The organism is Pseudomonas sp. MRSN 12121 (assembly GCF_000931465.1).
Classification (GTDB): Bacteria; Pseudomonadota; Gammaproteobacteria; order Pseudomonadales; family Pseudomonadaceae; genus Aquipseudomonas.
This window is the reverse complement of the sequence record NZ_CP010892.1, coordinates 2,426,359-2,452,942: the sequence shown is the minus strand read 5'-3', so window position 1 is coordinate 2,452,942 and position 26,584 is coordinate 2,426,359. Positions and strand designations below refer to the sequence as shown.

Here is a 26,584-nt window from a genome sequence, read left to right as displayed (position 1 = left end):
CGCGCCGGCCCTCGTGCTTGTGGGCACAGGGCCGGCAGCCGCCATGGCCCGGCATCGGGTAACGCCATTGAAAGTGGAGCCGCAAGGCTCCACTGTTTTTTCACCCGGCGCCCGCGTGGGCGGTCAGTGCGGCGCGCCCTTGGCGCAACCGCAGCCTTCGGTCGAGGCGCAGGGTTCGCCGTTGGCGTGGTGGCTGGCGCAGGCCTGGCAACAGTAATGCTTGCCGTGACGCACGATGGCATGGGCGCCGACCTTGCAGGTGCAGCCCGGGCAGGCACAAGTCTCGTTGGACATGGGGTGACTCCTCTGGTGGTGGTCGTCGACGACGCGCGGGGTGCCGCGTCTAAAGCAGTGACTCGCCGTGCCGCCCCAGGGTTCCCGCGGGTCGATGCCTAGTGCCAGCCTTCCAGGCGCAAGGTCGCGCGCACCAGGCGCTGCTCTTCGTTCTCGATGTCCCGCAGGTTGTCGCAGATCCCCTGGATATGCGCGATGGCCGCCCTGCGCGCCTGCTCCGGCAGGCGCCCGGTGACCGCGTTGTACAGCCGCGCGTGCTGCCGATCGATCTGGCGTTTCTGCGCCTGGCGGTGATAGAGGTTGTTGACCGAGGCGAACACCGAATTGAGCAGCAGGTCGGTCAGCGAGCGCAGGGTCTGGACCAGCACCGGGTTGTGCGAGGCCTCGCAGATCGCCAGGTGGAAGGCATGGTCCAGGCGAGCGTGGGCCGAGGCCTCCAGGGGCTGGTCGCGGGCATCGAGCAGGGCCTGGTAGGCGCGGCCGATCAGCACGAAATCGGCGTCGGTGCCGCGCAGCGCCGCCAGCCGCGCCGACTCGCCCTCCAGCAGGCTGCGTACCTCGAACAGGTCGTAGAGGGTGCGCGGCTGGGAGCTGAACAGGTGCATCAACGCCGAGCTGGCGCCCTGCCCCGTCAACGGGGCGACAAAAGACCCCCTGCCCTGTTCGGTGGCGATGATGCCGCGCGCCCGCAGCAGCTTCAGGCCCTCGCGCAGGGCCGTGCGCGACACCCCGAGCTTTTCGGTGAGCCGGCGCTCCGAGGGCAGCTTCTGGCCGCTCTTCAACACGCCGTCGACGATCAGCCGCTCGATGCGCTCGCTGACCACATCCGCCACCTGCTGCCGGCCCGATTGCTTGTTGCCCATGCGTCCCCCACTGGTATGACCAGCTGCGAAGCCCAAAAACCCTCGACCGGATAGCCAGCCCATCTCGCTGAAAAACCGGGCTTTTTGCAAAAAACCCGGCCCCGGCCCCCGCACAAACTGGTTCGACCAGCGCCCGGCCCCGTGGACAGTAAGGCCGGCCGGGCCAATGATGCAACAGCGCGGCACGCCCGCCGACCGCCAATAAAAACAACCCTGGGGTCGCTAGCCACCGATGAATATCCTCTACGACGAACGCGTCGACGGCGCCCTGCCGCGGGTCGACAAAACGGCGCTGCTCAAGGCGCTGAACGAACGCCTGCCCGACCTCGATCTCCTGCACCGGGCCGAAGACCTCAAGCCCTATGAATGCGACGGCCTCTCGGCCTATCGCACCACGCCGATGCTGGTCGCCCTGCCGCGGCATATCGAGCAGGTCCAGGCGCTGCTGCGGCTCTGCCACGAACACCGCGTCCCGGTGGTCGCCCGCGGCGCCGGCACCGGCTTGTCCGGCGGTGCCCTGCCCCTGGAACAGGGCGTGCTGCTGGTCATGGCGCGCTTCAACCGCATCCTGCATATCGACCCCGCCGCCCGCACCGCGCGGGTCCAGCCGGGGGTACGCAACCTGGCGATCTCCCAGGCCGCCGCGCCCTTCGGCCTGTACTACGCGCCCGACCCGTCGTCGCAGATCGCCTGTTCCATCGGCGGCAACGTCGCGGAAAACGCCGGCGGCGTGCATTGCCTGAAATACGGCCTGACCGTGCACAACCTGCTCAAGGTGGAGATCCTCAGCGTCGAGGGCGAACGCCTGGTCCTGGGCAGCGACGCCCTGGACGCCCCGGGTTTCGACCTGCTGGCGCTGTTCACCGGCTCCGAGGGCCTGCTGGGGATCATCACCGAAGTCACGGTCAAGCTGCTGCCCCGGCCGCCGTTGGCCAAGGTGCTGCTGGCGGCCTTCGACTCGGTGGAAAAAGCCGGGCGCGCGGTGGCCGATATCATCGCCGCCGGGATCATTCCCGGCGGCCTGGAGATGATGGACAACCTGGCGATCCGCGCCGCCGAAGACTTTATCCACGCCGGCTACCCGGTGGACGCCGCCGCCATCCTGCTGTGCGAGCTCGATGGTGTGGAAGCCGATGTCCACGCCGACTGCGACCGGGTCCGCGCGGTGCTCGAACGGGCCGGCGCCACCGAAGTGCGCCAGGCCCGGGACGAGGACGAGCGGGTGCGTTTCTGGGCCGGGCGCAAGAACGCCTTTCCGGCGGTGGGCCGGCTGTCGCCGGACTACTACTGCATGGACGGCACCATCCCGCGCCGCGAACTGCCGGGGGTGCTCAAGGCCATCGCCGCGCTGTCCGCCGAATACCAGTTGCGGGTGGCCAACGTGTTCCATGCCGGCGACGGCAACATGCACCCGCTGATCCTGTTCGACGCCAACCAGCCCGGCGAACTGGCCCGCGCCGAAGCCCTGGGCGGCAGGATCCTCGAACTGTGCGTCGCGGTGGGCGGCAGCATCACCGGCGAACACGGGGTCGGCCGGGAGAAAATCAACCAGATGTGCGCCCAGTTCAACGCCGCCGAGCTGAGCCTGTTCCATGCCATCAAGACCGCCTTCGACCCCAACGGCCTGCTCAACCCTGGCAAGAACATCCCGACCCTGCACCGTTGCGCCGAGTTCGGCGCGATGCATGTGCACGCCGGGCAATTGCCCTTCCCCGACCTGGAGCGTTTCTGATGACGGCGCATGCGGATAACGACGCCAGCGGCGCGCTGCTGGAACAGGTCGAGCGGGCGCTGGCCGGCAACACCCCGCTGCTGATCCAGGGCGGCAACAGCAAGGCCTTTCTCGGCCGCGTCGGCGCCGGCGAGGTCCTCGATACCCGCGCCCATCGCGGCATCGTCCACTACGACCCGACCGAACTGGTGGTGACGGCCCGCGCCGGCACGCCCTTGCAGGAACTGCTGGCCACCCTGGACGCCGCCGGGCAGATGCTGGCCTGCGAACCGCCGGCCTTCGGCGACGGCGCCACGGTGGGCGGCATGGTCGCCAGCGGCCTGTCCGGCCCGCGGCGCCCCTGGGCCGGCTCGGTGCGCGATTTCGTCCTGGGCAGCCGGGTCATCAGCGGCACCGGCCAGCACCTGCGTTTTGGCGGCGAGGTAATGAAAAACGTCGCCGGCTATGACCTTTCGCGCCTGCTGGCGGGCAGCTACGGCTGCCTCGGGGTGCTCACCGAGGTGTCGCTGAAAGTCCTGCCCAAGCCGCGCCAGTGCCTCGGCCTGAGCCTGGAAATGGACAGCGCCCGGGCCCTCGCCCGGCTCGCCGACTGGGGCCGGCAGCCGCTGCCCATCAGCGCCGCCAGCCATGACGGCGAGCGCCTGCACCTGCGCCTGGAAGGCGGCGAAGGCTCGGTCGCCGCGGCCCGCGACCGCCTCGGCGGCGAGCCGCTGGCCGCCAGCTACTGGAGCGATCTGAACGAACAGCGTTTGCCGTTCTTCGACGAAGGCCTGCCGCTGTGGCGCCTGTCGTTGCCCGCTAACACCGGGCCCCTGGAACTGCCTGGCGGGCAATTGATCGATTGGGCCGGCGCCCAGCGCTGGCTGAAGTCCGCGGCGCCGGCCGAGCGCATCCGCGAGCTCGTCTCCCGCGCCGGCGGCCACGCCACCTGCTACAGCCACGGGCTGGTCGACAGCCCGTTCCAACCGCTGCCGGCGGTGCTGCTGCGCTACCAGCGCCAGCTCAAGGCGCAACTGGACCCGCAAGGGATCTTCAACCCCGGCCGGATGTACGCCGAAATCTGAACCCAGGGCATTCCCATGCAAACCACCCTGAGCCAACAGGCGCGCCAGCTCCCCCGCGCCGCCGAAGCCGAAAGCATCCTGCGCAGTTGCGTGCACTGCGGCTTCTGCAACGCCACCTGCCCCACCTACCAGCTGCTGGGCGATGAGCTGGACGGTCCGCGCGGGCGCATCTACCTGATCAAGCAGGTGCTGGAAGGCCACGCCGCCACGGCCAGCACCCAACTGCACCTGGACCGCTGCCTGTCGTGCCGCAACTGCGAGACCACCTGCCCGTCCGGGGTCGACTACCACAACCTGCTGGACATCGGCCGCGCGGTGGTCGATGCCGCCGTGCCGCGGCCCCTCGGCCAGCGCCTGCTGCGCCAGGGGTTGCGAGCCCTGGCGCCGAACCCGACGCTGTTCAGGGCGCTGCTCGGCAGCGGCGCTACCTTGCGTCCGTGGCTGCCCGAGGCGGTGCAAGGCAAGCTGCCACGCCAGGTGCACCCGGCCAAACCGCGTCCGACCACCGCCCATGCGCGGCAGGTATTATTGCTCGAAGGCTGCGTGCAGCCGAGCCTGTCGCCCAACACCAACGCCGCCGCGGCGCGGGTCCTCGACCGCCTGGGCATCGCCGTGACCGCGGTGGCCGAGGCCGGCTGCTGCGGCGCCGTGGATTACCACCTGGACGCCCAGCAGGCCGGCCTCGAACGCGCCCGGCGCAATATCGACGCCTGGTGGCCGCACCTGGAGAACGGCGCCGAAGCCATCGTCCAGACGGCCAGCGGATGCGGCGCCTTCATCAAGGACTACGGCCACCTGCTGGCCGGCGACCGGCGTTATGCGGCCCGCGCCGAGCGGGTCAGCGCCCTGGCCCGGGACCTGGTGCAAGTGCTGCGCGACGAGCCGCTGGAGCAGCTCGCGGCCCACTGCGATCAGCGCCTGGCCTTCCACTGCCCCTGCAGCCTGCAACACGCGCAACAGCTCGGCGGCGCCGTGGAAGCACTGCTCCAGCGCCTGGGCTTCGAACTCACCGACGTGCCCGACGGCCACCTGTGCTGCGGCTCGGCGGGCACCTACGCGCTGACCCAGCCCGCCCTGGCGCGGCAACTGCGGGATAACAAGCTCAATGCCCTGGAAAGCGGCCGGCCCGAGGTCATAGTCACCGCCAACATCGGCTGCCAGACCCACCTCGACGGCGCCGGACGTACCCCCGTGCGCCATTGGATCGAACTGGTCGAGGCCGCCCTGCCGCCGCTGCATTCTTCCCAGCAACCCGCTACCCCCTGAAAGGAGCACGCCATGCACAGCAAAGCCATCCTGGGCCAGCGCGAAGTCCAGCGCATCCTGCTCGCCGCGCGGGACGAGGCCGAACGCAACCAGTGGCCGGTGAGCATCGCCATCGTCGACGACGGCGGCCATCCGCTGGCCCTCGAACGCCTGGACGGCGCCTCGCCGGTCAGTGCCTATATCGCCGTGGAAAAAGCCCGCACCGCCGCCCTCGGCCGCCGCGAATCCAAAGGGTACGAAGAGATGGTCAACGGCGGCCGCACCGCGTTTCTCTCGGCGCCGCTGCTGACCTCCCTCGAAGGCGGCGTGCCGGTGCTGTTCGACGGCCAGGTGATCGGTGCCGTCGGTGTGTCCGGGGTCAAGTCCGGGGAGGATGCGCAGGTGGCGCGGTTCGCCGCCCAGGTGCTGGATTGACGACCGGGACCGCTGCGCGGTCCATCGCGAGCAAGCTTCGCTCCTACACCAGCCGCTTCGCTGCTACAGAAGCGGCCGGGATTAGATCACCAGCTGCGCAATCAACCAGGCATTGGCGCCGCTGATGATGGCGAACAGGCTCCAGGCCAGCAGGCGGGTCGGCCAGCGGTTGACGAACACGCCCATCAGCTGCGGGTCGCTGGTCATGCGGATCAGCGGGTAGAGGGCGAACGGCAGTTGCAGGCTGAGCACCACCTGGCTCATCACCAAGAGCTTGCCCACCGCGCCGTCGCCCATCAGCCACACGCCGACGAAGGCCGGCACCAGGGCCAGGCCACGGGTGATCAGGCGGCGCTGCCAGCACGGCAGGCGCAGGTTCAGGTAGCCCTCCATGATCACCTGGCCGGCGATGGTGCCGGTGAAGGTCGAGCTCTGCCCCGAAGCCAGCAGGGCCACGCCGAACAGCACGCTGGCCAGCGCCCCGCCCACCAGCGGGTCGAGCAGGTGGTAGGCGTCTTGCAGCTCCACCACTTCGGTGTGCCCGGTGCCGTGGAAGGCCGCCGCGGCGAGGATCAGGATCGCCGCGTTGACCAGCAGCGCCAGGGCCAGCGAGCCGATGGTGTCGATGCGCGCCAGCTTGATCGCGTCGCGCCGGCTGGCTTCGTCGCGGCCCACCAGGCGGGTCTGCACGATGGAGGTGTGCAGATAGAGGTTGTGCGGCATCACGGTGGCGCCGAGGATGCCGATCGCCAGGTACAGCGGCGCCGCTTCGCTGATCGCTGTCAGCGACGGGGTGAAGCCCCTCGCCACGTCCGGCCAATAGGGCTTGATCAATAGCAGCTCGACGAAAAAGCACAGGCCGATGGTGCCCACCAGCACCAGCATGATCGCCTCCAGCCGGCGGAAGCCGCGGTTCTGCAGGGCGAGAATCAGCAGGGTGTCGAAGGCGGTGATGACGATCCCGGTGGTCAGCGAGACCCCGAGCAACAGGTGAAAAGCCAGGGCACAGCCGAGGACCTCGGCAAGGTCGGTGGCGATGATCGACACCTCCGCCAGTAGCCACTGGGTGCGCGCCGCGCCGGGGCTGTAGCGCTGCCGGCAGAGTTGCGCCAGGTCGCGCCCGGTGGCGATGCCCAGGCGCGAGCACAGGCACTGCACGGCCATGCCCGCCAGGCTCGCCAGCAGCACCACGAACAGCAGGTTGTAGCCGTAGCGGGAGCCCGCCTCGATGGCGGTGGCCCAGTTGCCCGGGTCCATGTAGCCGATGGAGATCAGCAGCCCGGGGCCGGCGAAACGCAGGATGCGCTTGAGCAGCGGGGCCTTGGGGTCGACGACTATGGTGCCGGCGACTTCCGGCGGGCAGAAGGGAGCGGTACCGATTTTCGGGAGGGTGAATTTCACGCGGGCATCCGGAAGGCTGGAACGATGGCCCAGCTTAGACGTTTCAGCGTGGCGGCCCAAGCGGGAAGCGGCCCTTCACCAAGGCTGGCGGTGGGCGTGGGGTCAGTGACAGCGGTGCGAGGCGGAGATTTTTTCGCGAGCAAGCTTCGCTCCTACAGGGGATAGCCGACGATCGCGCGCTTTGCTGTAGGAGCGAAGCTTGCTCGCGATAAATCTCATGACCACCGCCACGCTTGCGGCCCCGCCCCACTCCGTTTATCCAAAGCCCCAGATCCCGCTGGAGTCCCGCCCGATCGCCGTGGGAAGATGCGCGCCCCCACGCTCACTGGAGAATCTGCATGTCCCTGTTCGGTAAACACGCCGCGGTCCTGGTCCTGGTCCTGGCGGCGCTGGCCGGTTTCGGCGCCCTGGACGCCGCCGCGGCCCAGCCGGCGAGCAAGAAGGCCAAGGCCGAGACCGTCTCGATGCTCGGCGGCAAATTCACGTTCAGCCTGCCCAAGGGGTTTATCGCCAACCCGCTGCCGGCCGGCGACGAAGCCAGCGGCACCGCCGGCGCCACCGGCACGATGTACACCAACGCCAGCACCAAGACGGTGGTGATCGCTGCGGAAAACCTGATCCCCGATGCGGTGCAGGCCAAGGACAACGACGCCTCGTTCCTCGATAGCGCGGTATCGGGTTTCCTCTCGCAGCAGGCGGCAGCCCTGCCGGACTTCAGCAAGCAGAGCGAAAAAAGCATGACCCGCGGCGGCCTCGGCCTGCGCCAGATCGACAGCACCGCGACCCAGGGCGGCGGCATGACCCAGAGCTCGACCCTGCTGGCCGGCTCGGGCAACCGCATGGCGGTGGTGCAGGTGATCTCGCGGATCAACGACAAGGCCAATCACGACAAGCTGGTGGGCCAGATCGTCGGCCAGAAATAAGCCGCCGGCTCAGGGCGCGAGGCTGAGCAGCCAGTTTTTCAGGTCCTCGACCTCGGCGTCGCTGATGCCATGGCCGAGGCCCGGGTAGGCATGGAACTGCGGGTTCAGGCCCAGTCCGCGCAACAGGCTGTCGGCCTCGGAGCCGTCGCTATAGGGCAGGCGCCTGTCGGCAGTGCCATGGGCGATGAACATCGCCAGCGGCTCCAGGCCCTTGCCACTCTTGAGCTGCGAACGCAGCACCGGCAGGATCTTCCCGCTCAGCGCCGCGATCCCGCGCACCGCCCGCGGATGACGCAGGCCCACCTCGTAGGACATGATCGCGCCCTGGCTGAAGCCCACCAGGAACACCCGGTCGGCACGGGTGTGGTACTTGGCAAGCGCCTGGCGGACGAACTCGCCGATCAACTGCGCGCTGTCCGCCAGCTCCGCGGTCACGCCGTCATAGGCGCCCTCGCCCTGCTTGTGAAACCACTGGTAACTGCCCTCTTCCAGGGTCTGCGGCGCCCGCACCGAGAGATAGATGTAATTCGCCGGCAACGCGTCCTTGAGGCCGAACAGGTCCTCTTCGTTGCTGCCGTAGCCGTGGAGGAAGATCACCAGCGGCCGGTCGCGGGAATCGGCCGGGGCCTGCTCCAGATAGCGCAGCGGCAGGTCGTCGTGCAGCACTGTCTGTGCCTGGACCGTGGTCGACAGGCACAGCATCAGCAGGGCGAAAAACTTGAACATGCGATCTCCTCAGGGGTGCTCGGCGCGTTCCTGCGCAGAGCGCAGGAACAGCGGGCTCAATCGTTGGTCAGTTTGCCGCTGCGGATTGGCTCGCGGCCGGCGACCTTGGCCTGCCAGATGCCGGGCTCGGTATAGCGGCTGCGGTCCAGGGCGAACAGCACGCCGCTGGTGGCGGCACGCACCACGGTGACGAGGTCCTGCAAGGGGTCGACCACCTCGAAGATCGCGTCGCCCCGCTCCACCCACTCACCGGCCTCGCGCAGGAAACTGACCACCCCATGGTGCGGGGCGAACAGGTACTGGGTGCCCTCGAACGGCATGCCCTCGCAACAGGTATCCGGGGCGGCGGGCCAGGGGCCGTCGATAAAGCCCTGCTCGGCGAGAAAGCCCAGGATGGCTTCGCAGTTGGCTTGCGCCTGCTCGACCCGGGTATCGCCCATGCTGCCCAGTTCCAGGGTGGTGGCGAGGTTGGCCGGCGGGATCGCCGCCTTCGGGAAATCGCGGGCCAGGCGCAACCACGGCGTGGAACAGGACTCGTCGAACGAGCTGCCGCCGGAGTCTTCGCAGAGCAGCGCCACACCGGCCTGCAGACGTGCGGCCAGGGAACGCCATTGCGGCCAGTGCTGGGGCAATGCGTAGAGGTGGATCGCCGCTTCGAAGTCGCAGTGCAGGTCGAGGGTGATATCGGCCTCGCAGGCGTGGCGCAACAGCAGGCGCTGCAGGGCTTCGAGCTGCGAGGCCGGAGCCGGCAGGCCGTCGAGGACCTGCGCCATGGTCTGGCGGATCAAGGTGACGTTGGCCGCCGCGTCGTCGCCCAGGCGGTCGTCGATCAGGTCGCCCACCGGGCCGCTGAGCTCGACGAAGGCGCGGTTGAAGTTTTTCCCGCTGCCACTTTCGAAGCGCCCCAGGTGGCTGCTTTGCAGGTGCTGGTCGAGGCCGATGGGGTTGGCCACCGGCACCAGTTCGATCACGCCCTTGAGCTGGCCGCGAGCTTCCAGTTCGATCAGGCGTTTTTTCAGTTCCCAGGCGGTGCGCATGCCCGGCAGTTCGTCGGCGTGCAGGCTGGCCTGGATATAGACCTTGCGGCTGCCGCTGCCAAAGCGGAACACGCTGAGCTGGCGCTGGGTGCCCAGGTGGCTCCAGGGCAGGGAATGGTCGATGCGTTGCATGAAGGGCTCCGGCAAAAGGCAATTCGGCGGGGGTCGTAGACTGAGGCATTTGCGCCGGCATGAAAAGATCGGCAACCGGTATCGCGCCCTCCGCTGGAGCCCTGTAGCCCTGTAGCCCTGTAGCCCTGTAACCCTGTAACCCTGTAACCCTGTAACCCTGTAGCCGCTGCCGAGCCTTGGCGAGGCTGCGATCGCCTGCGAAGCAGGCGCTGGGATGGGCGACGCGGTCTATCAGATGTACCGCGTCGTCAGGGTTTGCGGGGCGGTGCCCCGATCGCAGCCTCGCCAAGGCTCGGCAGCGGCTACAGGAGGATCGCGCGCGCAAAAAAGGCGGCGCCGTGTGCACGGGGCCGCCTTGTTCAGCTCGGCGGATTACTCGCCGTATACGTCGAACTTGAAGTACTTGTCCTGCACGGCCTTGTACTTGCCGTTGGCGCGGATCTCGGTGATGGCGGTGTTGAATTTCTCGGCCAGGGCGGTATCGCCCTTGCGCACGGCGATGCCGGCGCCGCCACCGAAGTATTTCGGATCGTTGTACTCGGGTCCGACGAAGGCGAAGCCCTTGCCGGCGTCGGTTTTCAGGAAACCGTCGTCGAGGTTGACCGAGTCGGCCAGCAGCGCGTCGATGCGACCGGAGACCATGTCCAGGTTGGCTTCCTGCTGGGAGCCGTAGCGCACCAGGTCGATCCCGGCCGGGACCAGCACTTCGGTGGCGAAACGGTCATGGGTACTGGCACGCAGCACGCCGACTTTCTTGCCCTTGAGGTCGGTCAGCGGGTCCTTGACCTGGGTGCCTTCCTTCATCACGAAGCGCGCTGGGGTGTGGTAGTACTTGATGGTGAAATCGACGTTCTTCTTGCGATCGTCGGTGATGGTCATCGACGACAGGATGGCGTCGATCTTGCGCACTTTCAGCGCTGGGATCAGGCCGTCGAACTCCTGCTCGACCCAGGTGCATTTCACTTTCATCTGCTCGCACAGCGCGTCGCCGATGTCCACGTCGAAACCGGCCAGCTTGCCGTCGGGGGTCTTCATCGAGAAAGGCGGGTAACCGGCTTCGATACCGATGCGGAGCGGCTTGGCATCGTCGGCCACGGCGCTCAGGGACAGCATGGACAGTGCCAGGGCACCGAACAGTACAAGCTTCTTCATTTATAACTCCCGTAGACGGAGGCTCTTATTGGCAGAAAGATTCGATTGGCAGGAATCGAAGTGGCCAGCAGTCTAGAGCGCCGTCCGGGCGGTAAATTGTGTTTATGCGACAAATACTTATAGAAAACCCAAGTCCTCGACAGGACGCTTCGCGCCTGCCCCATGGCGGTGCAGGGATCGCGGTAAAAGCGACCCGATCCCTGCCGGTATCCGGCTTTTCGCCGCGCCATCGCGACTTGGCAGTCGCGCCAGCAACGCCTCGCCCCTGTGCATTCATCCTCGGCACGCCCGGGTCGCAGCAACCGCCCGCAAGGCATGCGGCACGCGGGCGTTAGCAGGCACATTCCACCACCGGGTTGGCCGGTCGCTCGATCGGCGCGCTGAGCGCGAAGCCTTCGTCCAGCCAGCCGGTCACGCCGCCGATCATTTCCTTGACCGCATAACCCAGCGCCGCCAGGCGCACCGCGGCCTTGTTGGCGCCGTTGCAATGCGGGCCGGCGCAATAGACCACGAACAGCGTGTCGCGGGGGTAAGCCGCCAGGCGCTCGGCGCTGATCAGCCGCCCGGGCAGGTTGCTCGCCCCCGGCACATGGCCGCGCTCGAAAGCCAGCGGGCCGCGCACGTCGAGCAGGACGAAGTCGACCTCCCCGGCTTCCTGGCTGCCGAAGACATCGGAACAGTCGGTCTCGAAGGTCAGGCGGTTGGAAAAATGCATCAGGGCGATGGCCGAGGGGGCGGCGGGAATCTCGCGAACCAGGCTGGTCATTGCAGCGTCTCCAGGACGACAGTGGGTGTGGCCAGGACTTTATCGGCCCGCTCGCCTTCGCTACAGTGGCGCACAAGACACCGACTGGTAACTTTCCGCCAAATGCACAATGCCCCCGGTTTAGTCGCGATCCTGGCCTACAACGGCCTCTGCACCTTCGAGTTCGGCATCGCCGTGGAGATCTTCGGCCTGGCCCGTCCCGAGTTCGATTTCCCCTGGTACGAGCACCGTATCGTCGCCGTCGAGCCCGGGCCGCTGCGGGCCATGGGCGGCATCCAGGTGCTGGCCGACGGTGGCATGGAACTGCTGGAACAGGCGCGGACCATCGTCATCCCCGGCTGGCGCAGCCGCAGCGAGCCGCTGCCGCCCGGCCTGAAGGAAGCCCTGGTGCGCGCCCATGACCGCGGCGTGCGGCTGCTGTCGATCTGCTCCGGGGTGTTCGCCCTGGCGGCCACCGGCCTGCTCGACGGCCGCGGCGCCACTACCCACTGGCAATACACCGATGAACTGGCCGAGCGCTTTCCGGCGATCCTGGTCGACCCCGACGTGCTCTATGTGGATTCGGGGCAGATCATCACCTCGGCCGGCAGCGCCGCCGGGATCGATGCCTGCCTGCACCTGGTGAGCCGCGACTTCGGCACCCAGGTCACCAATTCGGTGGCGCGGCGCCTGGTGATGTCGCCGCAGCGCACGGGCGGCCAGGCGCAGTTCATCCCGGCGCCGGTCAGCCGCACGCCGCGCAACGACCTGTCGCGGGTCATGCAATGGGCGCGCGAGCGCCTGCACGAGCCACTGGAAGTGCGCGACCTGGCCAGCCAGGCGCTGATGAGCGAACGGACCTTCCTGCGCCGCTTCAACCAGGCCACCGGCGTCTCGCCCAAGGCCTGGCTGCAGCACGAACGCCTGGCCCGGGCCCGGGAACTGCTGGAGAGCGGCAGCGAGCATACCGAGACCATCGCCCTGCGCTGCGGCTACCGCTCGGTGGAAAGCTTTCGCGTGGCCTTTCGCAGCGTGGTGGGCCTGCCGCCGTCGGCGTATCGCGAGCGGTTCGGGCGGGAGCAGAAAAACGCTGGGGTGCCTGGGGGCGACGGCTGCTAATCCTCGGACTTGCGCAGCAGAGGCTTGCGCAACAGATAGGTATCCATGATCCAGCCATTGGCCTGCCGCGCCGCCTTGCGCACCCGCTCGATCTCGGCGGCGACATCGCCCAGCCGGCCGGCGATCAGGAGCTGCTGCGGCGTGCCGAGGTAGGCTCCCCAGTAGATCTCCAGGTCCTGGTCCGCCACCTGGCGATAGGCATCCTCGGCGTCGAGCATCACCACCAGGCTGTCGGCAGCGCTCACCTGCCCTGCCGCCAGCCGCCGGCCGGTGGTGATTTCCACCGGGCGACCGATGCGGTTCAGCGGCACCTTGTGCTGCGCCGCGAGGGCCTGGACGCTGGTGATGCCGGGAATCACCTCGAACTCGAACACGCAGCGGCCGCTGGCCAGGATCGCCCGCAGGATGCGGATGGTGCTGTCGTACAGCGCCGGGTCGCCCCAGACCAGGAAGGCCCCGGTCTCGCCGTCCGCCAGTTCCTCGTCGATCAGCCGCTCGAAGGTGCGCTGCTTGTCGCGGTTCAGCTCGGCGACGCTGGCCTGGTAGTCGACCCCGGCGCCGCGCGCGCGCTCCGGGCTCGGCGCCTCGACGAAACGGTAGCCGGGGCGTTCGATATAGCGCTCGCAGAGCTCCCGGCGCAGGTCGATCAGCGCGTCCTTGGCCGGGCCCTTGTCCATCAGGAAGAACAGGTCCGTGCGATTGAGCGCCTTGACCGCCTGCATCGTGATGTAGTCGGGGTCGCCGGCGCCGATGCCGATGATCAGGAGGGTCTTCATGGGAGCGGGTCTCGGTGTCGATACTGCGCTCGAGTATGGCCGGGTTGGTGAGTGACGTCACAGGGCGGCCGCTCTGCGGCCTGTCGCGAGCAAGCTCGCTCCTACAGGGTCAGGGAATCGTTACCCCCGCTCATCCCGCTGCTCCAGGCGCAACCGCCAGCGCCCGTTGAAACGCAGCTCGACCTGCGCCAGCGGCTCGACATCGATGGCATTGAAGCTGGCCAGCGGGCATTGCATCACCTGCACCAGCGCCGCGCGGATGACCATGGGGTGGGTCACTGCCAGCACGTGTCCCGGCTGGTCGACCAGCGACCCCAGCCACAACCCGACCCGCTCGCACAGCCGGGCCACCGACTCGCCGCCATGGGGCGCGCAGTCGCTGTCGGCCAGCCAGGCGCGCAACGCCTCGGGCTGCTCGCGTTGCAGATCGTCGAGGGCCAGGCCGCGCCAGTGGCCCAGGTCGCAATCGCGCAGCGCCGCCACGGTTTCCACCGTCGAGCCATACAGGGCCGCGGTTTGCCGGGTCCGTAGCTCCGGCCCGCACAGCAGGCGCGGCGCACGCTTGAAGGTCGCCGCGCGCGAACCGGCGAGCGCCTGCCAGTCCAGCTCCAGCGGCTCGTCCAGGGGGAAACGCGCCAGCTTCCAGGCGGCGGTGCGGGCGTGGCAGATCAGGGTCAAGCGGGTGGCCTGCACGGTAAGGCTCTCGACAGGGATGGACGCAGTCCGGAATGAGGCTGCGTTTGTACCATTTGTCGCCGCGGCACGCCCAGCCGAATACCCGCTCCTTGGCCCGGACGCCCGCCGGCCTAACGCCTGGCGATACCCGGCCGGGCCAGGTACAGCACCTCGTAGCGCTCGGTGCCGCGGCTGCTGTCGGCTACGCCGGCCGACAGGGTGAAACGCACCAGCTCCCAGGCTTGCAGGTCGAGGGCGACGAAGACGGCGAAGGTCTGCGGGTCCTCGGCCAGCCGCTGGTTGTACGCCACCTGTTCGGCCAGCAGCGCCGCGCGATCCGCCTGCGGATCAAGGGCCAGGCGTTCGCGGTAGAGCGTCCGCGCCTGCTCGCTGGGGCCGCGCCGCCAGTCCAGGGGCAGCCAGGATTCGATCTGCGGGCGGCCGAAGGAGTCGATCACACTGTCGAAGCCGCTGCCCATGAGAAACCGCGCCGCGCCCGCCGGGTCGGCCCAGAGGTAGATCGAGGCATACAGGTTGTGTCGCGCGCCCTGCACGCCGCGCTCCTGCCCGGCGAACACCTTGAACAGCAAGCCATCGACATCGTCCCACAAGGGTCCGCGATCCGCGGCGCGCTGGCGGATCAGGCGCATGTCGTAGTCGGCGGGCAGGCGGTGTGAATACTGTTTGGCAAACATGGCAAAACTCCAGTGCTCGAAGGTGTTGCCAGCTTGCGCAGCCCCAGGCATTACCACAAGATATCGCCACATATATCTGCGATAAGCACTCGATATGAACGAACCCATCAAGCCGCTGGACATCGACACCGTGCAGGCCTTCGTGCTAATTGCCGACTTCGGCAGTTTCACCCGTGCCGCCCAGGCCCTGGACACCTCCCAGGCGGCCATCAGCCTCAAGCTCAAGCGCCTGGAAGAACGCCTCGGTTATCGCCTGCTGGAACGCACGCCCCGGCATGTGCGCCTGACCCCGGTCGGCGGGCAGTTCATGCTCGCCGCCCGCGAACTGCTGCGCGCCCACGAACGGGCCCTGGGCGACATGCAAGCGGCGCCGGCGCGGCGGCTGGTCATCGGCATCAGCGACCATGTGGCCGGCGCCGAGCTGCCGCAGTTGCTGAGCCGGATCAGCGCCTACGACCCGCTGCTGCTGATCGAGGTGCGTATCGCCTCCTCCCGGGAACTGACCGCCGCTTTCGACCGCGAGGAACTGGACGCGGTCATCGTGCGCAACGAAGGCCAGCGGCAGGACGGCGAGGTGCTGGTGGTGGAACGCTTCGGCTGGTTTGCCGCGCCGGCCTGGCAGCCGCCACCGGGCGCGCCGCTGCGCCTGGCGACCCTGGCCCCGCCCTGCGGCGTGCGGCAGATTGCCGTGCGCGCCCTGGACGATGCCGGCATCGCCTGGACCGAAGTGTTTATCGGCGGTGGGGTCATGGCGGTCTGCGCCGCCGTCAGCGCCGGTCTCGGGGTGGCGGCGCTGGCACACCGGGTGGCGCCGGCCGATGCGCTCGAAGTCGGCGAACGCCTCGGGCTGCCGCGGCTGCCGGTCAGCGAAATCGTCCTGCATGCGCGGCCCACCGACGCCCGTTCCGAAGACACCCTGCGCGCCCTCAGCGCCGTCTTTCGCGGCACCCTGCCACGCTGAAAGCCTGCCCCGAAAAACCGCGAACACTCGGCTAAGCCAGGCTTTCGTGCGCCCTTTCGGGGCATTCGCGGCGGCCCGCGCTTTTCCGCTGGACATGTAGCGTAAATTACATAAATACTGTTTTTACTTTCACTGAAACAAAAACGACATTCGCTAGCGAAGGCGCTCCATGCCGTCCCTCAGAGACCAGATCACCGACCCGGCCCTTGACCTCACGCCTGCGGAGCGCAAGGTGGTCCGCGCGCTGCTCGACCACTACCCGCGCAACGGCCTGGGGCCGATGTCGCGGCTGGCCGAGCACGCCGGCGTCAGCGACCCGACCATCGTGCGGCTGGTGAAGAAACTCGGTTTCGGCGGTTATGGCCAGTTCCAGGAAGCGCTGCTCAGCGAGATGGACGATCGCCTGCGCTCGCCCAGCACCCTGTTGCAACCCCGTGCCCACCTGCGCCAGGACGACGCCTGGAACCATTACCTGCAAGGCAGCCTGCGCAGCCTGGAACAGACCCGCGCCCTGACACAGCCCGAAGACGTGCGCATCCTGGTCGACTGGCTGCTGGACAGCCGCCACTCGGTGTATTGCTACGGCGGGCGCTTCAGCAGCTTTCTCGCCAGCTACCTGCTCAATCACCTGCGCCTGCTGCGTCCCGGCTGCTTCGCCCTGGAAGACAACACCCAGTTGCCGGACCGCCTCTACGACCTGCAGCGCCAGGACCTGGTCCTGCTGTTCGACTACCGGCGCTACCAGGCCCAGGCCCAGCGCGTGGCCAGCGCCGCCAAGGCACGGCATGCGCGGGTGGTGCTGTTCACCGATATCTACAGCTCGCCGCTGCGGGAACAGGCGGACCTGATCATCAGCGCCCCGGTGGAGTCGACCTCGGCCTTCGACAGCCTGGTGCCGGCGCTGGCCCAGGTCGAAGCGCTGATCGCCAGCCTGACCTTGCGCGGCAGCGACCTGGACCGGCGCCTGGAGGGCATCGATGCCCTGCGCAACGAATTCGCCACTCACCTGCTGGAGGACAAATAAGGATGGTTTGCCTGCCCCACCACTCGCCCCGCGACCTGCCGTTCACCGTCGACCACACCGCGCTGTTGCTGGTGGACATGCAACGGGCCTGGCTCGAGCCGGAACTCGACCCGCATTTGCAGGTGCCGGACGCCGAATACTTTCTCAAGCGCACCCGCGAGCAGGTGATTCCCAACCAGCAGAAGCTCCTGGCGGCGATGCGCGGCGCGCGGCAGAACGTGCTGCACACCATCATTGAAAGCCTGACCGCCGACGGCCGCGACCGCTCGCTGGACCACAAGCTGTCGGACATGCACCTGCCCAAGGGCAGCCCGCAGGCGGCGATCATCGAGGAGTTGGCGGCGCAGGTGAATGAAATCGTCCTGCCCAAGACCTCCTCCGGGGTCTTCAATTCGACCAACATCGACTACGTGCTGCGCAACCTGCAGACCCGCCACCTGATCGTCGCCGGCATCGTCACCGACCAGTGCGTCGACATGGCCGTGCGCGACGCCGCCGACCGCGGCTACCTGGTGACCCTGGTGGAGGACGCCTGCGCCACCTACACCGACGCCCGCCACCAGGCCTGCCTGAACGCGATCAAGGGCTACTGCTGGATCACCGACACCCAGACCGTGCTGCGCCGCCTGAGGGAGATGCAGGCATGAGCCGCGCCAGCGAGCCGTTGCAGCCGGTGGCCATGACCACCCTGCTCACCACCGACCTGATCGGGGTCAGCCGTGGCCGTTCGTTCCCCAGCGACGAGCTGGACCACTACACCAGCGCCGGCTGTGGCTGGGTGCCGGCCAACAGCGCGCTGACCCCGCAGGACCTCATCGCCGAACCCAACCCCTGGGGCGCCCACGGCGACCTGCGGCTGATCCCCGACCTGGCCAGCCGGGTGCGGGTCGGCCAGGGTCCGGACGCCAGCGCCGCGCCGCTGGACTTCATCCATGCCGATATCCGCGAGACCGACGGCCAGCCCTGGGCCGCCTGCCCGCGCACCCTGCTGCGCGACGAAGTGCAGCGCTATGCCGATCAGCTGGAGCTGCAGGTCAACGCCGCCTTCGAGCACGAGTTCAACCTGCGCCGCGCCGTCGCCCAGCCCGAGCGGCTGGCGTTCTCCCTGCAGGCCCAGCGCCAGGGGGCGGACTTCGGCGGCTGGCTGCTCGCGGCCCTGCGCGCGGCGGGCGTCGAGCCGGAAATGTTCCTGCCCGAATACGGCAAGCACCAGTACGAAATCACCTGCCGCCCGACCCTGGGCGTGGCCGCCGCCGACCGCGCGGTGAACGTGCGCGAGATCACCCGGGAAATCGCCCGGCAACTGGGCGACAGCGTCAGCTTCGCGCCGAAGACCGCCGAGGACGCGGTGTGCAACGGCGTGCACCTGCACCTGAGCCTGCAGGACCTGGACGGCGCCCCGGTGCTGTACGACCCACAGCGCCCGGACGGCCTGTCGCGCCTGGGCAGGCAGTGGGCCGCCGGGGTGCTCAAGTACCTGCCGGCGCTCTGTGCCTTTACCGCGCCGACGCCGCTGTCCTATGCCCGCCTGCAGCCCCATCACTGGAGCGCGTCCTACGCCTGCCTGGGCCAGCGCAACCGCGAAGCCTCGCTGCGCATCTGCCCCATCGTGAGCATCGGCGGCAAGCCGGCGGCGCCGCAGTACAACCTGGAATTTCGCGCGCTGGACGCCACCGCCTCGCCGCACCTGGCCATGGCCGCGGTGCTGATCGCCGGGCGCCTGGGCATCCAGCAGGGCCTGACGCTCAATGCCATCACCGACGAAGTACCCCACGACCTGAGCGCGGACCTGCGCGAGGCACGTGGCATCGTCGCCCTTCCGGCTTCCCTGCCCCAGGCACTGGACTGCCTGCGCAACTGCCCGGAATTGCTGCAAGAACTGCCAGCCCCGTTGCTGGAGACCTATTTCGCCGTCAAACACCTGGAAGTGAAACTGACCGAGCACCTGACCCCCGCCCAACTCTGTGAACACTATGCACACCTGTACTGAATCCGCCGAACTGGGGTTGTACACGCGGCCGCCCTACCAGCTGCTGCGCGAAGACTCCGAACACCCGCTGATTCTGGTCTGCGAGCACGCCAGCCATTACATTCCGGCGGCGCTCGACGACCTGGGCCTGAGCCCGGAAGCCGCGCGCGAGCATATCGCCTGGGACCCGGGCGCCCTGGAACTGGCGCAGAACCTCTCGCAGACCCTGGGCGCGACGCTGATCGCCGCCAACTATTCGCGCCTGCTGATCGACCTCAACCGCCCGTGCCAGGCCCACGACAGCATCCCGTTGCAGAGCGAGATCTATCAGGTCCCCGGCAACCAGCGCCTCGACGAGGCCACCCGCGAGTACCGGCGCAAGCAGCTGTTCAGGCCCTTTCACGCACGCCTGAGCGCGCTGATCGACGCGCGCCTCGCCGCCGGCCGTTCCGTGCGGGTGGTGGGCATCCACAGCTTCACCCCGCTGTACTACGGCCAGCGCCGCACGCTGGAGATGGGTGTGCTGTTCGATCGCGCCGAGGGTTACGCCCGGCGCCTGCTGCAAGGCATGTCGGTGCACGACGTGAAGATCGCCGGCAACGAGCCATACCAGATCAATGCCCTGGGCGACATGACGGTGCCGGTGCACGGCGATGCCCGCGGGCTGGATTCGGTGCTGATCGAGGTGCGCAACGACCTGCTGCGCACCCCGCAGGCCATCCAGTGCTGGACGGATTATCTGGCTCCCTTGCTGTAACGGATGCTGTAACGGGAAAAACCCTGAAGCCGCATGAAGCGGTCGCTGCAAAAGCTGTTTGCTGTACCGGTAGAACAATTATAAAAACCGCCGTGGCGTGTCTTTAAACCTGCCAGGTTCGAATGCAACGCCTGCCCTGAAGGCCCATCGGCCCCAGCGACAGGCAATCGCCCACCCTTTGGCTACAAGGAGAACCTCTTCATGGAGATTGAAGAATTCGGCTACAAACAGGAACTCAAGCGCGGCCTGACGCTGCGCGACCTGGTGGTCTACGGGATGATTTTCATGATCCCCATCGCCCCGTTCGGGGTCTATGGCTACGTGAACCAGGAAGCCCCGGGGATGGTGCCGCTGGCCTATGTCATCGGCATGCTGGCGATGCTCTTCACTGCCCTGAGCTACGGCAGCATGGCCCGCGCCTTTCCCATCGCCGGCTCGGTCTATTCCTACGCCCAGCGCGGGCTCAACCCGCATGTCGGCTTCATCGCCGGCTGGCTGATGCTGCTCGACTACCTGCTGATCCCGCCGCTGCTGTACGTCTACGCGGCCATGGCCCTGAACCATCTGTACCCGGACATCCCCAAGGTCGGCTTCATCCTCGCGTTCCTGGTCAGCGCCACCTTCGTCAACCTGCGCGGCATCACCTTCACCGCGCGGATGAACATCCTGTTCCTGCTGGCACAGCTGGTGGTGCTGGGGATTTTCCTGTTCTACGCCTGGAACGCCCTGCACGGCGGCGCCGGTAACGGCCAGCTGACCCTGGCACCGCTGTACAGCCCGGAACACTTCCACTTCGGCCTGCTGATGCAGGGCGTGTCGATCGCCGTGCTGTCGTTCCTCGGGTTCGATGCGATCTCCACCCTGGCCGAGGAGATCAAGAGCGAGCCGGGCAAGAACGTCGGCCGCGCCGCCCTGCTCACCCTGCTGGTGATGGGCGCGATCTTCGTGGCGCAGACCTGGATCGCCACCGACCTGGCCGCCGGCATGGGCTTCAAGTCGGCGGACACCGCCTTCTACGAAATCGCCGAGATCGCCGGCGGCAGCTGGCTGGCCACCCTGACCGCGGTCGCCACGGCGCTGGCCTGGGGCGTGGCGGTGGCCATCACCTCGCAGGCGGCGGTGTCGCGCCTACTGTTCGGCATGGCCCGCGACGGCAAGCTGCCGAAGCTCCTGGCCAGGGTCCACCCCCGGCACAACACGCCGCATGTCAGCATCTACCTGGTGGCGGTGCTGTCGCTGCTGATCTGCTACCTGTTCATCAATTCGGTGGACACCCTCACCTCTCTGGTGAACTTCGGCGCCCTGAGCGGTTTCATGCTGCTGCACCTGACCGTGATCAACCACTACTGGCGCCGCCAGCGCTCGGGCCAGCTGCTGCGCCACCTGGTCTGCCCGGTGATCGGCTTCCTGATCGTCTGCGCGATCATGTACAACATGGGGGTCGATGCGCAGAAACTCGGTGGCATCTGGATCGCCATCGGCCTGGTCTACCTGTTTTTTCTCAACCGGTTCGGCGCCGGCGCGGCGCTGGCCGAGCCACTTTAATCAGTACCCCGGCCGTCGCGGCGCCAGGCAGGCGCCGCGGCGACCCTGTGCCGCTGCCCGGCTTCACCGGCAGCGGCAGCAATGCGTGGAAAGCGACAGTGATTGTCAGGTTCGACGTCCCGGCCTTGCGCCCGGGCGGCGATCATTTTGATACAGGAGTACATCCATGCTGGTCTTACGCCCAGTTGCCCCAGACGACCTGCCGGAGTTGCAGCGGCTGGCCCGTGAAAGCCTGGTGGGAGTGACGTCCCTGCCGGACGACCGCCAGCACCTGCTGGACAAGATTCTCGACTCCTGCGCGTCCTTCGCCGCCGACGTGCGGGCGCCGGGGCCGGAGAACTACTTTTTCGTCCTGCACGACCCGGCCACCGGGCGCCTGCGCGGCTGCTCGGAAATCCTCGCCATGGCCGGGTTTTCCGCGCCCTTCTACAGCCTGCGCAACCGGCCCTTCGTCAGCAGTTCGCGCGAGCTCAACGTGCAGCATGGCGTGCCCACCCTGTCGCTGTGCCAGGACCTGAGCAACCACAGCCTGCTGCGCGGCTTCCATATCGACCCGGACCTGGTCGGCACGCCCCAGGCGCAGATGCTCTCCCGGGCGCGCCTGCTGTTCATCGCTGCACATGCGCCACGCTTCGCCGACACCAGCATCACCGAGATCGTCGGCTACAGCAGCGACGACGGCCAGTCGCCGTTCTGGGACGCACTGGGCAAACACTTCTTCGACCTGCCCTACGCCGAGGCCGAGCGCCTGTGCGGCCTGCAAAACCGCAGCTTCCTCGCCGAGCTGATGCCGCAATACCCGATCTATATCCCGATGCTGCCCAAGGCGGCCCAGGACTGCATCGGCCAGGTCCACCCCCAGGGCCGCGAGGCCTACGAGATCCTCCTGCGCGAGGGGTTCGAGGCCAACCATTACGTCGACCTGTTCGACGGCGGCCCAACGCTCTACGCCCGCCACAGCGGCATCCGCTCGATCCGCGAGAGCCGGGTCGCCAAGGCCTGCCCCAGCCGGCACAGCGGCCACGGCCGGGCCTGGCTGGCGAGCAACGAGCGGCTGGCCGGCTACCGGAGCATCCTGGTGCACCTGGACGAAGCGCCCGGGGACGTGGTCGGCCTCGACGACGAGATGCTCCAGGCCCTGCAACTGCACCCCGGCGACCCGGTACGGCTGGTCGCCCTATGAACCCCGGACATCGTTGGATTGGCGGCCAGCACAGCCGCGCAGAAGGAGCTGCATCATGATCGTTCGCCCGGTACGCGTGACCGACCTGCCCGCGCTGATGGCCCTGGCCCAGCGCGCCGGCCTGGGGCTGACCAGCCTGCCGGCCAACCACGACCGCCTGACCCACCGGATCCGCTGGGCCCAGCGGACCTTCGCCGAACAGGTGGAACGGGCCGACGCCGACTACCTGTTCGTGCTCGAAGACGACGACCAGCAGGTGATCGGCATCAGCGCCCTGACCGGCGCCGTGGGCCTGCGCGAGCCCTGGTACAGCTACCGGGTCGGCATGACCGTCAATTCATCGCCGAAACTGGGCATCCAGCAGCAGATTCCGACGCTGTTCCTGAACAACGACATGACCGGCCAGTCGGAGCTCTGCTCGCTGTTCCTGCGCCCCGAGCAGCGCCGCGGCCACAACGGCCGGCTGCTGTCCCTGGCGCGCCTGCTGTTCGTCGCCGAGTTCCCGCACCTGTTCGGCGACAAGCTGATCGCCGAACTGCGCGGCAAGGGCGACGAGAACGGCTGCTCGCCGTTCTGGAACAGCCTGGGCCGGCACTTCCTGCAGATGGACTTCGTCCAGGCCGACCACCTGTCCAGCCTCGGCCACAAACCCTTCATCGCCGAGCTGCTGCCGCGCCAGCCGCTGTACACCTGCCTGCTCAGCGCGCCGGCCCAGGCCGCGATCGGCCAGGCCCACGAGAACACCGAGGCGGCGCTGGGCATCCTGCGCCAGGAAGGCTTCGCCCATCAGGGGCATATCGATATCTTCGATGGCGGGCCGCTGCTCGAGGCCGAGGTGGGCAAAGTCCGTGCGGTGCGCGAAAGCGAGGTGCTGCCGCTGCTGGTCGGCACCCCGGACGACGACGCGCCGATCTGGCTGATCCACAACCGCCGGATGGAAAGCTGCCGCGTCACCAGCGCCCGCGCCCGCCTGGTCTCGGGCTGCCTGCTGGTGGATCGCCTCTGCGCCAAGCGCCTGCAACTGCAACCCGGCGACTCGGTGCGCGCCGTGCCGCTGCGCGCGGCCCAGGCCAAGGCTGCGGCGGCCTGATAGTCCGGCGGCGCTTTGCCGATCCTGCGCCCCCTGCGGGGGCGATCGCAGCCTCGCCGGGGCTCGGCAGCGGCTACGGGGAGTGTGTTTCAGGTGGGGCGTTTTGTGTTGTTTTATGGGCGGGACCGATAGCTTAAGAGCAAGGTCGAAGCCCAGGCACAACCTTTCGCCACATGATGGCTCTTGCGCCTGACACGCCCTGTGTAGCCGCTGCCGAGCCCTGGCGAGGCTGCGATCGGCCCGTAGGGCCGCCAAACCTGACCCCTTGTAGGACCTGGAAAAACGCGGTGTCCGCCTGGCGAGTCCTTCGGCCTCGATCGCAGCCTCGCCAGGGCTCGGCAGCGGCTACAGGTTCGGGTGGGCACGCCAGATTTTTGTAGGAGCGAGGCTTGCCCGCGAAAGGATTCGCGGCGACGCGGTGCCGGGGACGCACCGCGCGCTCCTCGGCGATCAGGGCTTGGCCGACAGTTCCATGATCATTCGCGCCAGCAGGTAGATCCGCGGCGCCACGCTGTCGACCTCGGCGTATTCCTCCGGCGTATGGATGTTGCCGCCGACGATGCCGAAGCCATCCAGGGTCGGCGTGCCGACACCCGCCGACAGGCTGGAATCCGCCGCGCCGCCGCTGCCCTCGATGGTCAGCTTGCGCCCCAGTTCGCCGTAGATGCCCTGGGCCATGGCCACCAGCGCAGCGGATTGCTCGGTCTGCGGCATCGGCGGCAGGCCACGTTGCAGGCTGGTCTTGACCTCGGTGTCGGCGATCAGCTTGTTGGCCGAGACCCGCGCCAGGTCCCGCTCGATACGGTCGAACTCCTCCGGCACCGCCGCCCGCACGTCGGCCTTGGCCAGGGCCAGGTCGGGGATCACGTTGGTGCGGTCGCCGGCCTTGAGCACGGTGAAGTTGATGGTGGTTTTCTTTTCCTCGTCCCCCAGCTTGCCCAGTTGCAGGATCTGGTGCGCCGCCTCCATCGCCGCATTGCGCCCCAGCTCCGGGGCGACCCCGGCGTGGGCCGCCTTGCCCTTGACCTCCACCAGCGCCGTGGCGCTGCCCTTGCGCCATACCACCAGGCCATCGGCCGGGCGCCCCGGCTCCAGGTTCAAGGTCACGTCATGGGCCTTGGCGGTTTTCTTGATCAGTTCAGTGGCGATCTCGGAGCCGGTTTCCTCGCTGGCATCGAGCAGGAACGTGATCTGCGCATAGTCCTTGAACTTGAGGTTATCCAGGACCTTCAGCGCATAGATCCCGGCGACGATGCCACCCTTGTCGTCCATCACCCCCGGGCCGTAGGCGCGCCCGTCGTGGATGCGGAACGGCCGCTCGGCCGCGGTGCCTTCCTTGAACACCGTGTCCATGTGCGCCATCAGCAGGATCCTGGCCTTGCCGGTGCCCTTGAGGGTGGCCAGCACATGGCTGCCGCCGGCGCTGCCATTGGGGACCTTCTCGATCGTGGCGCCGAGCTTCTGCAACTCGGCGACGGCGATATCGCTCACCTGGTCGAGCCCGGCCCCATAGCCGGAACCGGAGTCGATGTTCACCAGGCGCTCCAGCAGTTTCAGGGCATCGTCCTGAGAATGCCGGGCGGCCTCGTGTATTTGGGCGTGGGGGGCAGCGATCACTTGGGGGGCCAGCAGGCCCAGGGCGAGAGCCAGGCCGATACGGGCGGCGAGCAACGAGCGAGGGGAAGTCTGCGTCATGAATCGATCCTTGTTTCGTGTCGGAAGGGGCTCGCCCACCCTACCTGACTAATCCCGCGCCCTCCATGCTGGCGCAATGCTGCGCGGGCGCGTCACAACGAGTTCAAGAGGGCCTTCGGAGAACGCCCGCCGGGGCGGCAACTGATCTTGTTGCGGCCGGTGGTCTTGGCTTCGTACAAGGCCTGGTCGGCATCGTTCAGCCAGTCCAGGGCATCGCTGTGCTCCGCGGCATAGGCGGCCAGGCCGATGCTCAGGCTGACCTGCAACGCCGGGTTCTGCTCGTAGCCCAGCCCGCCGAAACGCCTGCGCAGAGCCTCCATCAGTTCGGCGGCGTGCTCCAGCGGTACATCCGGCAGGATCACGCAGAACTCGTCGCCGCCATAACGCCCGGCCTGGTCGCTGATCCGCAGGTTCTGCCGCAGCAGTTTGCTCAACTGGCGCAACACGATATCGCCGGCCACGTGGCCGTAGGTGTCGTTGATGGCCTTGAAATGGTCGATGTCGATCAGCGCGATGGCACCGCCCTGGGGCGCGCCCTCGCCCTGGCGCCGGCAGCGCTGGAACTCGATTTCCAGCTGGTCCTTCCAGGCCCCATGGTTGAGCAGGCCCGTGAGGCTGTCGGTGCGGCTCAGGGCCAGCAGCTCGCGCTTGTGCCGGGCCAGGGCAATCGCCTGCCGATAACAGATCAACCCCAGCACCAGCGGGTACAGGATCAGCATCGGCAGGCAGGCATAAAGTTGCGACGGGCTGGTCCGGGCCACGAAGCCGGCCCCGAACAGCGATAACCCCAGCGCGGTCCCCAGCCCTTGCGCCACACAGCCGGCGAGAAAGAAACGCACGCCGCCCAGGGCAATGTTGTTCATCGCCATCATCGACAGCGTGGTGGTGGTCGGCAGCGGATTGAAATGCATGGCCGCCACCCAGAAACCGCCCAGGAAGGCATCCACCAGCAGGTTGCGGTGCTCGCCACGAAACGGCACCGCTGCGTGGCGGGCCCATTGGAACGCCAGGTGCGGCCAGACGAAGGCATTGAACAGCATGAAGCCCCAGACCCAGGGCGCGGGATGCAGCGGATACATGCCCGCCGCCACGCAGATGAACCCGAGGGCCAGGCCCAGGATCCGCGATTTGTACAGCCTCCTGGCCAGTGAAAGTCCCTTTCCTGCATTGCGCTGCGTCAAGGCCAAGGCGCCTCCGCTAAACCGTACGCCAGCCATCGAATGCTATCGGGTGTGCCTTCGAAGTCTATCAGCGCATAGTCAAATCGCCATCACCGCTCGGCTCCTGGCCCACGCCCCTCCTTTCGCCCCCGGGGCCAGCCGCCGACGCCCGCGCGCCTGCATTCG

26 protein-coding genes are annotated in these 26,584 nt (G+C 67.9%); 14 read left to right on the top strand and 12 right to left on the bottom strand.

The genetic code is table 11. The features are described 5' to 3' along the window. Window positions 1-123: 123 nt before the first annotated feature. Window positions 124-294, bottom strand: coding sequence for a metallothionein (locus tag TO66_RS11365; protein ID WP_044462396.1), 171 nt, complete (start codon window positions 292-294; stop codon window positions 124-126). A gap of 98 nt (window positions 295-392) precedes the next feature. Further along, window positions 393-1,157, bottom strand: coding sequence for a transcriptional regulator GlcC (gene glcC / locus TO66_RS11360; protein ID WP_044462395.1), 765 nt, complete (start codon window positions 1,155-1,157; stop codon window positions 393-395). Between the two features lie 232 nt (window positions 1,158-1,389). On the opposite strand from glcC, the gene glcD reads away from it, so the two are divergent. From glcD to TO66_RS11340, 4 genes are read left to right on the top strand one after another with little or no spacing between them, the layout of a single operon-like run. Beyond that, window positions 1,390-2,889 (top strand): glycolate oxidase subunit GlcD, encoded by a 1,500-nt coding sequence (gene glcD, locus TO66_RS11355; protein ID WP_044462394.1) that lies wholly within the window; start codon window positions 1,390-1,392, stop codon window positions 2,887-2,889. Then, window positions 2,889-3,953, top strand: coding sequence for a glycolate oxidase subunit GlcE (gene glcE / locus TO66_RS11350; protein WP_044462393.1), 1,065 nt, complete (start codon window positions 2,889-2,891; stop codon window positions 3,951-3,953). The genes glcD and glcE overlap by 1 nt, the downstream gene beginning before the upstream one ends. A gap of 15 nt (window positions 3,954-3,968) precedes the next feature. Beyond that, window positions 3,969-5,219 carry a glycolate oxidase subunit GlcF gene (gene glcF / locus TO66_RS11345; protein ID WP_044462392.1) on the top strand — a complete coding sequence of 417 codons (1,251 nt, stop codon included), beginning with the start codon at window positions 3,969-3,971 and terminating at the stop codon, window positions 5,217-5,219. Window positions 5,220-5,231: 12 nt separating this feature from the next. After that, window positions 5,232-5,633 carry a heme-binding protein gene (locus TO66_RS11340; RefSeq protein ID WP_044462391.1) on the top strand — a complete coding sequence of 134 codons (402 nt, stop codon included), beginning with the start codon at window positions 5,232-5,234 and terminating at the stop codon, window positions 5,631-5,633. A gap of 81 nt (window positions 5,634-5,714) precedes the next feature. Here the strand turns inward: TO66_RS11340 and TO66_RS11335 are convergent, their stop codons facing one another. Further along, on the bottom strand, window positions 5,715-7,034 hold the full coding sequence (locus TO66_RS11335) for an Nramp family divalent metal transporter (RefSeq protein ID WP_044462390.1): 1,320 nt from the start codon (window positions 7,032-7,034) through the stop codon (window positions 5,715-5,717). Window positions 7,035-7,372: 338 nt separating this feature from the next. On the opposite strand from TO66_RS11335, the gene TO66_RS11330 reads away from it, so the two are divergent. Then, the gene (locus TO66_RS11330; RefSeq protein WP_044462389.1) at window positions 7,373-7,957 is read left to right on the top strand and encodes a hypothetical protein; all 585 of its coding nucleotides are present in this window, start codon (window positions 7,373-7,375) and stop codon (window positions 7,955-7,957) included. Between the two features lie 9 nt (window positions 7,958-7,966). On the opposite strand, the gene TO66_RS11325 is transcribed toward TO66_RS11330, so the two are convergent. The 4 genes from TO66_RS11325 to TO66_RS11310 all read right to left on the bottom strand — a co-directional run bounded on the left by TO66_RS11325 (window position 7,967) and on the right by TO66_RS11310 (window position 11,770). Next, window positions 7,967-8,683 carry an alpha/beta hydrolase gene (locus TO66_RS11325; protein ID WP_044462388.1) on the bottom strand — a complete coding sequence of 239 codons (717 nt, stop codon included), beginning with the start codon at window positions 8,681-8,683 and terminating at the stop codon, window positions 7,967-7,969. Window positions 8,684-8,739: 56 nt separating this feature from the next. Beyond that, on the bottom strand, window positions 8,740-9,852 hold the full coding sequence (locus TO66_RS11320; protein WP_044462387.1) for a succinylglutamate desuccinylase/aspartoacylase family protein: 1,113 nt from the start codon (window positions 9,850-9,852) through the stop codon (window positions 8,740-8,742). A gap of 372 nt (window positions 9,853-10,224) precedes the next feature. Beyond that, on the bottom strand, window positions 10,225-11,004 hold the full coding sequence (locus TO66_RS11315; RefSeq protein WP_044462386.1) for an ABC transporter substrate-binding protein: 780 nt from the start codon (window positions 11,002-11,004) through the stop codon (window positions 10,225-10,227). A gap of 331 nt (window positions 11,005-11,335) precedes the next feature. Continuing rightward, entirely contained in the window at window positions 11,336-11,770 is a 435-nt protein-coding gene (locus TO66_RS11310) for a rhodanese-like domain-containing protein (RefSeq protein ID WP_044462385.1), read from the bottom strand. A gap of 102 nt (window positions 11,771-11,872) precedes the next feature. Between TO66_RS11310 and ftrA the strand changes: the two genes are divergently transcribed. Further along, window positions 11,873-12,868, top strand: coding sequence for a transcriptional regulator FtrA (gene ftrA / locus TO66_RS11305; RefSeq protein ID WP_044462384.1), 996 nt, complete (start codon window positions 11,873-11,875; stop codon window positions 12,866-12,868). Here ftrA and cobF read toward each other — a convergent pair. The 3 genes from cobF to TO66_RS11290 all read right to left on the bottom strand — a co-directional run bounded on the left by cobF (window position 12,865) and on the right by TO66_RS11290 (window position 15,014). Then, window positions 12,865-13,644 (bottom strand): precorrin-6A synthase (deacetylating), encoded by a 780-nt coding sequence (gene cobF, locus TO66_RS11300; RefSeq protein ID WP_044462383.1) that lies wholly within the window; start codon window positions 13,642-13,644, stop codon window positions 12,865-12,867. The genes ftrA and cobF overlap by 4 nt on opposite strands. 120 nt (window positions 13,645-13,764) lie before the next feature. Beyond that, complete coding sequence (locus TO66_RS11295; RefSeq protein WP_044462382.1) at window positions 13,765-14,337, bottom strand: histidine phosphatase family protein; 573 nt, start codon at window positions 14,335-14,337, stop codon at window positions 13,765-13,767. A 113-nt stretch (window positions 14,338-14,450) separates the two neighbouring features. Continuing rightward, entirely contained in the window at window positions 14,451-15,014 is a 564-nt protein-coding gene (locus tag TO66_RS11290) for a DUF4865 family protein (protein ID WP_044462381.1), read from the bottom strand. Between the two features lie 94 nt (window positions 15,015-15,108). Here TO66_RS11290 and TO66_RS11285 point away from each other — a divergent pair, with 94 nt between their 5' ends. The 8 genes from TO66_RS11285 (at window position 15,109) to astA (ending at window position 23,543) form a co-directional block, all read left to right on the top strand. Then, on the top strand, window positions 15,109-15,975 hold the full coding sequence (locus TO66_RS11285) for a LysR family transcriptional regulator (RefSeq protein WP_044462380.1): 867 nt from the start codon (window positions 15,109-15,111) through the stop codon (window positions 15,973-15,975). Between the two features lie 169 nt (window positions 15,976-16,144). Beyond that, window positions 16,145-16,999, top strand: a complete 855-nt coding sequence (locus TO66_RS11280; RefSeq protein WP_044462379.1) for a MurR/RpiR family transcriptional regulator — start codon at window positions 16,145-16,147, stop codon at window positions 16,997-16,999. A gap of 2 nt (window positions 17,000-17,001) precedes the next feature. Continuing rightward, complete coding sequence (locus tag TO66_RS11275) at window positions 17,002-17,646, top strand: isochorismatase family cysteine hydrolase (RefSeq protein ID WP_044462378.1); 645 nt, start codon at window positions 17,002-17,004, stop codon at window positions 17,644-17,646. Beyond that, on the top strand, window positions 17,643-18,989 hold the full coding sequence (locus tag TO66_RS11270; protein WP_044462377.1) for a glutamine synthetase family protein: 1,347 nt from the start codon (window positions 17,643-17,645) through the stop codon (window positions 18,987-18,989). The genes TO66_RS11275 and TO66_RS11270 overlap by 4 nt, the downstream gene beginning before the upstream one ends. Then, complete coding sequence (locus TO66_RS11265; RefSeq protein WP_044462376.1) at window positions 18,973-19,725, top strand: N-formylglutamate amidohydrolase; 753 nt, start codon at window positions 18,973-18,975, stop codon at window positions 19,723-19,725. Before TO66_RS11270 ends, TO66_RS11265 begins: the two co-directional genes overlap by 17 nt. Before the next feature lie 201 nt (window positions 19,726-19,926). Beyond that, on the top strand, window positions 19,927-21,270 hold the full coding sequence (locus TO66_RS11260; protein WP_044462375.1) for an APC family permease: 1,344 nt from the start codon (window positions 19,927-19,929) through the stop codon (window positions 21,268-21,270). 166 nt (window positions 21,271-21,436) lie between these two features. Further along, a complete protein-coding gene (locus TO66_RS11255; protein ID WP_044462374.1) occupies window positions 21,437-22,453 on the top strand; it encodes an arginine N-succinyltransferase in 1,017 nt (338 codons plus the stop codon). A gap of 55 nt (window positions 22,454-22,508) precedes the next feature. After that, window positions 22,509-23,543 (top strand): arginine N-succinyltransferase, encoded by a 1,035-nt coding sequence (astA, locus tag TO66_RS11250; protein WP_044462373.1) that lies wholly within the window; start codon window positions 22,509-22,511, stop codon window positions 23,541-23,543. A gap of 450 nt (window positions 23,544-23,993) precedes the next feature. Here the strand turns inward: astA and TO66_RS11245 are convergent, their stop codons facing one another. Both TO66_RS11245 and TO66_RS11240 read right to left on the bottom strand, forming a co-directional pair. Beyond that, window positions 23,994-25,238 (bottom strand): M20/M25/M40 family metallo-hydrolase, encoded by a 1,245-nt coding sequence (locus TO66_RS11245; protein WP_044462372.1) that lies wholly within the window; start codon window positions 25,236-25,238, stop codon window positions 23,994-23,996. A 92-nt stretch (window positions 25,239-25,330) separates the two neighbouring features. Next, window positions 25,331-26,455: a diguanylate cyclase gene (locus TO66_RS11240; RefSeq protein WP_044462371.1), complete on the bottom strand. Its 1,125-nt coding sequence runs from the start codon at window positions 26,453-26,455 to the stop codon at window positions 25,331-25,333. Window positions 26,456-26,584 lie beyond the last annotated feature (129 nt).